The sequence below is a fragment of the Gilliamella sp. Pra-s60 genome (genome assembly GCF_009795755.1).
Lineage (GTDB): Bacteria > Pseudomonadota > Gammaproteobacteria > Enterobacterales > Orbaceae > Gilliamella.
Window position 1 is genome coordinate 1 of the sequence record NZ_WTFA01000068.1, and the last position, 266, is coordinate 266.

The window sequence follows — 266 nt, forward strand, 5'->3', positions numbered from 1 at the left end:
AAATCTTATTGATTCGCACAGTGGTCAAAATAGAGCGCCACAGTTATTTTCATCACCGAAGTCATTTCGCGTAGCGAAATCGACGTCGTCATCGCGGTCTTTACCGCCGATATCCAAGTGGTTATTCAAACCGCCATTATTGTTTAAACCGTCATTATTATCAAAATCGGCATTATTCTTAGCGCCATTGTTGTTATTGTCGTATACGCAGGATACAGAGGCGTTATCGGTTTATACCTCAAGGGCTATCGAGGGGAGTGCGCCGT

At 44.0% G+C, this 266-nt stretch carries 1 protein-coding gene; it reads left to right on the forward strand.

The window, feature by feature from the left end; all coding sequences use genetic code 11:
• A partial coding sequence (locus GQ596_RS11030) for a hypothetical protein (protein WP_160401766.1) occupies positions 1–266 on the forward strand: 266 nt, incomplete at both ends.